Below are 9623 nucleotides of genomic sequence, written 5' to 3' on the forward strand. Positions count from 1 at the left end.
GGCGACGCGGCCGAGGTCGCGCGGACGTTGGCGGGCCGTGTCGGCGACGTCGCGCACGCGGGCGAAGCCGATCGAACCATCGTCCCGGCGCGTCTGCGCGAGATCGCGGCGGTCTGAGACCGCTCACCCGGGGGTGCGTGGTGCGCGCGAACCCACCCGCGGCCGCTGCGTCGAGGCAGGCGGGGCTCTAGGATCGGGCCATGGTCGACGAGTTCAAAGCTGATTCGCAGGACGACATCCTCATCGAGCAAGCCGGCGCCTTCGCGGGCGAGGCCGACGGGTTCGGGCGGCTGTGGACGCCGCACCGCATGGCGTACATCGAGGGCGAGCGTCCGACGAAGGACGCCGGCCACGGCTGCCCGTTCTGCGCGTCGCCTACGAAGACCGACGCTGACGGCCTCATCGTCCACCGTGGTGAGCACTGTTTCGTCGTGATGAACCTGTTCCCGTACAACCCGGGCCACCTGCTCGTGTGCCCGTACCGTCACGTCGCCTCGTACATCGACCTCACCGACGACGAGACCGAGGAGTTCACGAAGCTGACGAAGGCCGGGGTGCGTGCCCTCAAGGCCGCGTCGAACCCGGGCGGGTTCAACCTCGGGATGAACCAGGGTGACGTCGCAGGTGCCGGCGTCGCCGCGCACCTGCATCAGCACATCGTGCCGCGCTGGGGTGGCGACATGAACTTCATGCCGATCATCGGGCGCACCAAGGCGCTGCCGGTGCTGCTCGAGGACAGCCGTCAGCGCATCGTCGCGAACTGGCCGAACGACTGACACCGGTCACCACGGGCAGTGCGCTGCCTCGAACGGGTATATCGAACCGCTACAGTTGAACCACCATGCTCAACAAGTACGCGCGCGCGTTTTTCTCCGCCATCTTCCGGCCCATCGCCCAGCTCCTGCTGCGTCTCGGCATCAGCCCCGACGTCGTGACGATCGTGGGCACCGTCGGTGTCGCGTTCGGTGCACTGTGGTTCTATCCGCGCGGCGACTTCCTCGTCGGCACGTTGTTCATCACCGTCTTCGTCTTCTCGGACATGCTCGACGGCAACATGGCGCGCCTGTCGGGCCGCTCGTCGACGTGGGGTGCCTACCTCGACTCGACGCTCGACCGCGTCGGTGACGCCGCGATCTTCGGCGGCCTCGTCCTGTACTACGCGGGCAAGGGCGACAACTTCCTCATGGCGTGCCTCGCGCTCGCGTGCCTCGTGCTCGGCTCGGTCGTCTCCTACGCCAAGGCCCGGGCCGAGGGTCTCGGCATGCAGGCGAACGTCGGCATCGCCGAGCGCGCCGACCGTCTCGTCGCCGTGCTCGTCACGACCGGCCTCGTCGGCTGGTTCCTGCCCGAGATCGTGCTGACCGTCGTGCTCACGCTGCTCGCCGTCGCATCGTTCATCACGGTCGTGCAGCGCATGCTCATGGTGCGGGGGCAGGCCCTCGCCACGCCGTTCGAGGGCTGAGCGCGTGGCCGCCGAGGGGTTGACGACGCGCGCCCGCGACGCCGTCACCGTCGCAGCGTTCAAGGGCGCCTGGTGGGGCGTGCGGGCGCTGCCCGAGCGCGCCGCCCACCGCCTCTTCGACGTCATCGCGGACGTCACGACGCGCCGCGGCGGCCCGAGCGTCGCGCGGATGCGCTCCAACTACGCGATCGCGCGCCCCGAACTCGACGACGCAGCCCTCGACGCGCTCGTCGCCGCCGGCGTGCGCTCGTACCTGCGCTACTGGTGCGAGGCGTTCCGACTGCCGTCGCTGACACGCGAGCAGATCGTCGAGAGGGTGACCACCTCGGGTGAACTCGAGGCGACCCGCAGCATGCTCGCCGATGGACGCAGCGTCGTCGCCTACCTCGGCCACCTCGGCAACTGGGATCTCGCGGGCGCCTGGTCGGCGACACAGCTCGCGCACGTGACGACGGTCGCCGAGCGACTCGAGCCCGACGCTCTCCTCCGCGCGTTCCTGCACTTCCGCGAAGAGCTGGGCATGACGATCATCCCGCTGACCAAGGGCGAGAACGTCCTCGGCCAGGTCGAGACGCTCGTGCGCGAACCGGGTGCGTTCGCGCCGCTGCTGTCGGATCGCGACCTCACGAGCCGCGGCGTCACCGTCGACCTGTGCGGCGAGCCGGCCCGCCTCGCTGCCGGCCCCGCCGTCATCGCCCGACGCACCGGTGCGGCACTCGTGCCGATCACGATCACCTACCGCCGGCGCGACGGCGGCAGCGGCTGGGGCATCGACATCCGCTTCCACCCGGCGGTCGACATCGCCCACACCGATGATGCCCGCGCCGACGTGCAGGCCGCAGTCCAGGCGTGCGCCGACGCGCTCGGCGGCGCCATCCGCGAGCACACGCAGGACTGGCACATGATGCAGCGCGTGTTCGTCCGCGACCTCGACGCGCGCTGGGGCTGAGCGGTGCGGATCGGCCTCGTCAGCCCGTACTCGTTCGACGTGCCCGGCGGTGTGCAGCTGCACGTGCGCGACCTCGCGACGTACCTGCTCGCAGAAGGGCACGAGGTCAGCGTCCTCGCGCCGAGCGACGGTGACGACGCGGGTGCGCCGTACGTGACGAGCGCCGGGGGAGCGATGCCGATCCGCTACAACGGTTCCGTCGCGCGCCTGGCGTTCGGTCCGGTCGCGGCGAGCCGGACGGCGCGCTGGGTGGAGCGCGGCGACTTCGACGTCCTGCACGTCCACGAACCGATGACGCCGAGCGTGTCGCTGCTCGCGCTGCGCACGTACGACGGGCCGGTCGTCGCGACGTTCCACACCTCGATCGAGCGCTCGCGCGCGCTGCAGCTCGCCCAACCGTTCCTGCGCCCGGCGCTGGAGAAGATCACCGGGCGCATCGCCGTCTCGCGCGCCGCGCGGGACACCGTCGCGCGCCATCTCGGCGGTGACGCCGCGCTCGTGCCGAACGGCGTCTACGTCGACCGGTTCGCGACGGTTCGCCCCGAGGCGCGCTGGCAGGATGGGGACGAGCGCCCGACGATTGCCTTTCTCGGACGCATGGGAGAGCCGCGCAAGGGCCTGCGCGTCCTGCTCGACGCCGTCCCGCTCATCGCCCCGGCGCACCCCGGGGTGCGCGTCCTCGTCGCCGGGCCGGGTGACGTCGCCGCGGCGCGGCGGGAGGTGCCCGCCTCGGCTGAGGGCCACGTCGAGTTCCTCGGGTTGCTCAGCGACGGCGAGAAGGCGTCGTTGCTGGCGTCGTGCGACGCGTACGTCGCGCCCAACACCGGTGGCGAGAGCTTCGGGATCATCCTCATCGAGGCGATGAGCGCCGGCGCCCCCGTCGTCGCCAGCGATCTGGAGGCCTTCGCGCGCGTGCTCGACGACGGCCGCTGCGGCGTCCTCTTCGACACCGGCGACGCGGCGGCGCTGGCGCATGCGGTGACGGGGGTGCTCGCTGACCGCGGGGCGCGTGACGCCCTGTCCCGGGCCGGGAGAGAGCGCGCGCGGCTGTACGACTGGTCGGCCGTCGGGCAGCAGGTCGTCTCCGCGTACGAGACGGTCCGCAGTTCGCATGCCGCGGCCGCTGCGGTGGCGGGACGCCGATCATGAGCGGCGTGTGGGCCGACGTCGCCGTCGTCGTCGCGCTGTTGCTCGGGCTCGCCTGGTATCTCAGCTACACCGCAGCGCGCCTCGACCGGCTGCACGCTCGCGTCGAGGGGTCGCTGGCCTCGCTCGACGCGCAGCTCGTGCGCCGCGCCGAGGCCGCGGCCGAGTACGCGCAGGCCACCGCTCTCGACCCGGCGAGCGCGCTGCTGCTCGCCTCGCCGGCGGCTGATTCGCTGCAGGCCGCCGACGGCGCCCTCATCACGGACGACGTGCAACAGGTCGGCGTACCCGTCGAGCGTGCGCAGGCCGAGACGGCGCTGACGCAGACGCTTGCGCTCGTCGTGGGTGACGCGTCGGCGACGGACGGCGCCGCGTCGCGGGCGGAAGCAGCTGGGCGCCGCCCGATCAGCACCGTGCCTGACGTCCCAGGCAGCGCGCCCGCGGAGGGTGACGACGGGGCCCGTCAGCGTCTCGCGGACGCATGCGATCGCGTCGAACTCGCCTACCGATTCCACAACGAGGCCGTACGCGACGTACGTCGCGTACGCGCCAAGGCGATCGTCCGGGCGTTGCACCTGGCTGGACGCACGCAGCTGCCGGAAGAAGTCACGTTTGCCACCCGCGTCCACGGCCTCGGTCGCACCGACGCGTGGCGCTGATTTCTGCCGGAGCAGCCGTGTTCGGGCTGGCGTCGTCGGCCCCATCATGCCGTGGCCGGTAGCTGCCATCGACGATCATCTGTCTCCTTCATGCCCGTCTCGGGGCTAGCGTGGGCTCTCGCGTCGCATCCGCGGCGCCCATCAGAAAGAGGGACGAGCACATGAGCTCTGCAGGCTCCGAACAGAACACCGCCGTGGCGACCGACCGCGTCAAGCGCGGCATGGCCGACATGCTCAAGGGCGGCGTCATCATGGACGTCGTCACCCCCGAGCAGGCGAAGATCGCCGAGGACGCAGGAGCCGTCGCCGTCATGGCCCTCGAACGTGTGCCCGCCGACATCCGCGCGCAGGGCGGTGTCTCGCGCATGAGTGATCCCGACATGATCGACGGCATCATCGAGGCCGTGTCGATCCCCGTCATGGCGAAGGCGCGCATCGGGCACTTCGTCGAAGCGCAGGTGCTGCAGGCGCTCGGCGTCGACTACATCGACGAATCGGAGGTGCTCTCGCCCGCCGACTACGCCAACCACATCGACAAGTGGGCCTTCGACGTGCCGTTCGTGTGCGGCGCGACCAACCTCGGTGAGGCGCTGCGACGCATCAACGAGGGCGCCGCGATGATCCGCTCCAAGGGTGAAGCGGGCACCGGCGACGTGTCGAACGCGACGACGCACATGCGCAAGATCCGCGGCGAGATCCGCCGCTTGACGTCGATGGCCGAGGACGAACTCTACGTCGCGGCCAAGGAGATGCAGGCTCCCTACGCCCTCGTGCGTGAGGTCGCCGAGAAGGGCAAGCTGCCCGTCGTCCTGTTCACCGCAGGCGGCATCGCGACGCCCGCCGACGCAGCCATGATGATGCAGCTCGGCGCCGAAGGCGTCTTCGTCGGCTCCGGCATCTTCAAGAGCGGCAACCCCGCCCAACGCGCCGAAGCGATCGTCAAGGCCACCACCTTCTACGACGACCCCGACACCCTTGCCAAGGTCTCCCGCGGCCTCGGCGAAGCCATGGTCGGCCTCAACGTCGACGAGATCCCCGAACCCCACCGCCTGTCCGAACGGGGTTGGTGATAATTCCTCGGCTCGTCTTCCGGTTCGCCGTGTCCGGGGCTCGCAAGCTCGCCCCGGACAATTCTCATTCGGTGCGACAGCACGCGGGACAACGGCTCAGATCCTTCTTTGATCCGCTCGCGGATCAGAGAAGGATCTGAGCCCCCATCATCACCGTCCGTTCCTTGGGGAGGCGGAAGTAGTCGGCGGGGACGGCGGCGTTGTGGCTCATCGCCATGAACAGCAGTTTGCGGAGCTTGGACATGCCGGGGCGGCCTGCGTCGATGAGGCCGATCTCGGAGACGAAGTAGTAGGCGGTGTCGGGGTCGATGTCGACGCCTTGGTCGGCGGCGATGCGCAGGGCGGCGGGCACGTCCTGGTCGTCCTGGAAGCCGTAGCGCAGCGTCAGGTGCGTGATGCGGTCGTAGTCGTTGCCGAGGTGGTCCAGTACGACGGTGTCCTCCGGTGCGATGTGCGGCACGTTGGCGCTCTTCGTCGTCACGATGAAGACGTTCTCGTGGATGACGTGGTTGAAGTTGGCGTTCTCACGCATGGCGAGCGGCGTCGTCGTCCGGTCGGGGTGGAGGAACACGGCGGTGCCGGGGACCTCGCGCAGGTCACCGCAGCGGGCGGAGCGCACGAAGTCGTCGAGGGGGCCTTCGATGTCGTGGCGGCGGCGCGCGACGATGTCGCGGCCCTTCTGCCACGTCAGCATCGACAGGCCGATGCCGCAGGCGATGACGACGGGCAGCCAACCGCCGTGGAACAGTTTCGCGACGTTGGCGGTGAAGAAGATCCCCTCGAACAGGTAGAGGAAGAAGCCGAGGACGACGAGGCGCCACTTGGGCCACTTGAGCGTGCTCTGCGCGTAGACGAGGAACAGTGTCGTCGTCATGAGGAACGTGCCCGTCACGGCGAGGCCGTAGGCGACGGCGAGTTTCTCGGAGCTGCGGAACGCGAGCAGCAGCGTTATGACGCCGATGAACAGCACCCAGTTGACGCCGGGGATGTAGATCTGGCCCTCTTCCTCCTCGCCGGTGTGACGCACCGTCATGCGCGGCAGGTAGCCGGAGCGCTCCGCTTGGCGGGCGACGGAGAACGCGCCGGAGATGACGGCCTGCGAGGCGATGACGGTGGCCGCGGTCGCGAGGATGACGAGGGGGAGCTTGGCCCATTCGGGGGCGAGCAGGAAGAACGGGTTGGAGATGTTCTTCGGGTCGCTGAGGATGAGCGAGCCCTGCCCCATGTAGTTGAGGATGAGGGCGGGGAAGACGAGCACGAACCAGGCGCGCGTGATCGGCGCGCGACCGAAGTGGCCCATGTCGGCGTACAGTGCCTCGGCGCCCGTCACGCACAGGACGATCGAGCCGGCCGCGACGAACGCGATGAAGGGGTGGCCGATGACGAAGCTGCCCGCGTACGTCGGCAGCAGTGCTCGGAAGATCTCCGGGTCGCGGACGATCTGGTTGACGCCGAGCGCGGCGAGGGTGACGAACCAGACGATCATGACGGGGCCGAAGAACTTGCCGACGGCGTCCGTGCCCTTCTGCTGGATGAAGAACAGCGCTGTGATGACGATCGCGCCGATGGGGACGACGTACTCGGTGAGCCCTTCATGCACCGTCTCGAGACCTTCGATGGCCGACATGACGGAGATCGCCGGCGTGATGACGCTGTCGCCGAAGAACAGGGACGCGCCGATGACACCGAGGATCATGACGATGCCCCAGCGTTTGCCGCCCTTGGGCACGCCCTGTCGCACGAGCGCGGCGAGCGCCATGATGCCGCCCTCGCCGTCGTTGTCGGCGCGCAGGACGAACAGGACGTACTTGATCGTCACGATGATGGTGAGTGCCCAGAACATCCAGGAGATGACGCCGTAGATGTCGCTCTCGTTGGCGACGACGGCGTTGTGGTCGACGTTGAAGACGCTCTGCACCGAGTACAGCGGACTGGTGCCGATATCACCGAAGACGACGCCCAGGGCGCCGAGCATGAGCGCGGCCATGCCCTTCTTGGCATGGTCGCCGGGGTTCGACTCGGGGGTGGACGCGCCCTCGCTCGTCACGCTCGCTTCAGTACTCACCCGGAAAGTATGGGGCCACCGCCCCTGCGCGCGCCACACGGGTAGCAGATACGCCTGTGTCATAGGGTCGCGGGCATGGAATCAACGCCACGGACCGTCATCGGGGTGCTCGCGGTGCAGGGCGACGTCGTCGAGCACGTCCGCATGCTGGAGGACGTCGGCGCGCATGCCGTGCGCGTTCGTCGTGCCGCGGATCTTGCGAACGTCGACGCACTCGTCATCCCCGGCGGGGAGTCGACGGTCATGATGCGCCTCATCGCTCAGGGGGACCTCCTCGAACCGCTGCGCGAACGCATCGCCGCGGGGATGCCGGCCTACGGCTCGTGCGCCGGCATGATCCTGCTCGCCGATCGGATCCTCGACGGGACGGCGGGTCAGCAGACGCTCGGCGGGCTCGACGTCACGGTGCGGCGCAACGCGTTCGGTCGTCAGGTCGCCTCGTTCGAGGCGGACGTCACCGTCGACGGCGTGGACGGCGGCCCGGTGCGGGCGGTGTTCATCCGCGCGCCCTGGGTCGAGGAGGTCGGCGCCGGCGTCGAGGTGCTCTCCAGCGTCGCGCTGCCGACGGGCGGTGAGGCCGTCGTCGCCGTGCGTCAGGGCAATCTGCTCGCCACGTCGTTCCACCCGGAGGTGACGAACGACGCGCGCGTCCACGCCCTGTTCGTGCGCATGGTCGAGCACGCTCGCGGATGACGACTGGGGCCGCGGCTCGCGACGGCGCTAGACTGGCCCGCGATCCGAGCGAGCGCGCCCATCTGCCGTCGCGTTCGCCCCGCGCCCCGCATCGGGCGTGTTCGAGCACGGCAGCACGAGCATCCGAGAGGCAGACATGAGCGGTCACTCCAAGTGGGCGACGACGAAGCACAAGAAGGCTGCGATCGACGCCAAGCGCGGCAAGCTGTTCGCGAAGCTGATCAAGAACATCGAGGTCGCGGCCCGCTCCGGCGGCGGTGACCCGACGGGCAACCCGACGCTGTACGACGCCATCCAGAAGGCGAAGAAGTCGTCGGTGCCCAACGACAACATCGACCGCGCCGTCAAGCGCGGCTCCGGCGCCGAGGCCGGTGGCGCCGAGTACCAGGCCCTCACGTACGAGGGCTACGCGCCCGGTGGCGTCGCGCTGCTCATCGAGTGCCTGACGGACAACAAGAACCGCGCCGTCGCCGAGGTCCGCACCGCGTTGCAGAAGAACGGTGGCTCGATGGCGGACTCCGGTTCGGTCGCCTACCTGTTCAACCGCAAGGGCATCGTCATCGTCCCGAAGGCGCAGGGCGACAAGCCCGACACGACGGAGGACGCGCTGCTCGAGATCGTGCTCGAAGCGGGCGCGGAGGACGTCAACGACCTCGGCGAATCTTTCGAGATCGTGTCCGAGGCGGGTGACTTCGTCGGCGTGCGTGAGGCGCTGCAGGCCGCCGGCATCGACTACGACTCGGCCGAGGCGTCGTTCGTGCCGTCGATGGAGGTGCCGCTCGACAAGGACGGCGCGAAGAAGATGTTCCGCGTCATCGAGGCCCTAGAGGACTCGGACGACGTGCAGAACGTCTTCGCCAACGGCCAGGTCTCTGATGAGGTTCTCGCCGAGCTGGACGCCGAGGACTGATCCCGGTCGTTCCGTGAGTGATCGACGGCCGTGCCCCGCGGGGCACGGCCGTCGCGTGCATCGGGTACGGTGGATGCGAACAAGTGTTCTATCGGGTGCGTCGTTCGCACCCGTCGAGGCCGGAGGTGTGACGTGCGGGTGCTCGCTGTCGACCCCGGTCTGACGCGCTGCGGCGTGGGCGTCGTCGCGACGGGCCAGGGCTCGACGTTGCAGATCGTGACGGTGGGGGTCATCCGTACCTCGGCAGACCTACCGTTGCACGAACGCCTCCACGAGTTGCGCGTCGAACTGGACGCCGTGTTCGAGCGCACCCAACCCGATGCGGTCGCCGTCGAGCGGATGTTCGCGCGCCACGACGTCTCGACGATCATGGGCACCGCGCAGGCGTCGGCCGTCCCGATGCTCGCCGCGGCTGAACGCGGCCTGCCGCTCGGGCTGCACACGCCCTCGGAGGTCAAGGCGGCGGTGACGGGCAACGGGCGCGCCGACAAGGCGCAGGTGACGACGATGGTGACGCGCATCCTCGGCCTCGAGGTCGCTCCCAGACCGGCCGACGCCGCCGACGCGCTCGCCCTCGCCATCTGTCATCACTGGCGCGGTGGCGGGTTGGCACGCCGGGGTGCGAGCGCTGACGGAGCGTCGGCAGCGCCGGCCGCCGGCGCGTACCCG

10 protein-coding genes are annotated in these 9623 nt (G+C 69.6%); 9 read left to right on the plus strand and 1 reads right to left on the minus strand.

The window, feature by feature from the left end; all coding sequences use genetic code 11:
• Positions 1–200: 200 nt before the first annotated feature.
• The 6 genes from HMPREF0321_RS12245 to pdxS all read left to right on the plus strand — a co-directional run bounded on the left by HMPREF0321_RS12245 (position 201) and on the right by pdxS (position 5286).
• Positions 201–776, plus strand: coding sequence for an HIT domain-containing protein (locus HMPREF0321_RS12245; RefSeq protein ID WP_006946841.1), 576 nt, complete (start codon positions 201–203; stop codon positions 774–776).
• Positions 777–841: 65 nt separating this feature from the next.
• Positions 842–1462: a phosphatidylinositol phosphate synthase gene (gene pgsA, locus HMPREF0321_RS12250; protein ID WP_006946837.1), complete on the plus strand. Its 621-nt coding sequence runs from the start codon at positions 842–844 to the stop codon at positions 1460–1462.
• A 4-nt stretch (positions 1463–1466) separates the two neighbouring features.
• Positions 1467–2411, plus strand: coding sequence for a phosphatidylinositol mannoside acyltransferase (locus tag HMPREF0321_RS12255; RefSeq protein ID WP_006946847.1), 945 nt, complete (start codon positions 1467–1469; stop codon positions 2409–2411).
• A gap of 3 nt (positions 2412–2414) precedes the next feature.
• Entirely contained in the window at positions 2415–3560 is a 1146-nt protein-coding gene (locus HMPREF0321_RS12260; protein ID WP_006946840.1) for a glycosyltransferase family 4 protein, read from the plus strand.
• Positions 3557–4216: a hypothetical protein gene (locus HMPREF0321_RS12265; protein WP_006946846.1), complete on the plus strand. Its 660-nt coding sequence runs from the start codon at positions 3557–3559 to the stop codon at positions 4214–4216. The genes HMPREF0321_RS12260 and HMPREF0321_RS12265 overlap by 4 nt, the downstream gene beginning before the upstream one ends.
• Positions 4217–4377: 161 nt before the next feature.
• The gene (pdxS, locus tag HMPREF0321_RS12270) at positions 4378–5286 is read left to right on the plus strand and encodes a pyridoxal 5'-phosphate synthase lyase subunit PdxS (RefSeq protein ID WP_006946845.1); all 909 of its coding nucleotides are present in this window, start codon (positions 4378–4380) and stop codon (positions 5284–5286) included.
• A gap of 124 nt (positions 5287–5410) precedes the next feature.
• Here the strand turns inward: pdxS and HMPREF0321_RS12275 are convergent, their stop codons facing one another.
• Positions 5411–7351 (minus strand): potassium transporter Kup, encoded by a 1941-nt coding sequence (locus tag HMPREF0321_RS12275; RefSeq protein ID WP_254653996.1) that lies wholly within the window; start codon positions 7349–7351, stop codon positions 5411–5413.
• Between the two features lie 75 nt (positions 7352–7426).
• Between HMPREF0321_RS12275 and pdxT the strand changes: the two genes are divergently transcribed.
• The 3 genes from pdxT to ruvC form a co-directional block, all read left to right on the plus strand.
• Positions 7427–8044 (plus strand): pyridoxal 5'-phosphate synthase glutaminase subunit PdxT, encoded by a 618-nt coding sequence (gene pdxT, locus HMPREF0321_RS12280; protein ID WP_006946839.1) that lies wholly within the window; start codon positions 7427–7429, stop codon positions 8042–8044.
• Positions 8045–8180: 136 nt separating this feature from the next.
• Positions 8181–8954, plus strand: coding sequence for a YebC/PmpR family DNA-binding transcriptional regulator (locus HMPREF0321_RS12285; RefSeq protein ID WP_038570805.1), 774 nt, complete (start codon positions 8181–8183; stop codon positions 8952–8954).
• Positions 8955–9086: 132 nt separating this feature from the next.
• The coding region (ruvC, locus tag HMPREF0321_RS12290; protein WP_040015026.1) for a crossover junction endodeoxyribonuclease RuvC at positions 9087–9623 on the plus strand (537 nt) is incomplete at its 3' end.

The sequence above is a fragment of the Dermacoccus sp. Ellin185 genome (assembly GCF_000152185.1).
Classification (GTDB): domain Bacteria; phylum Actinomycetota; class Actinomycetes; order Actinomycetales; family Dermatophilaceae; genus Dermacoccus; species Dermacoccus nishinomiyaensis.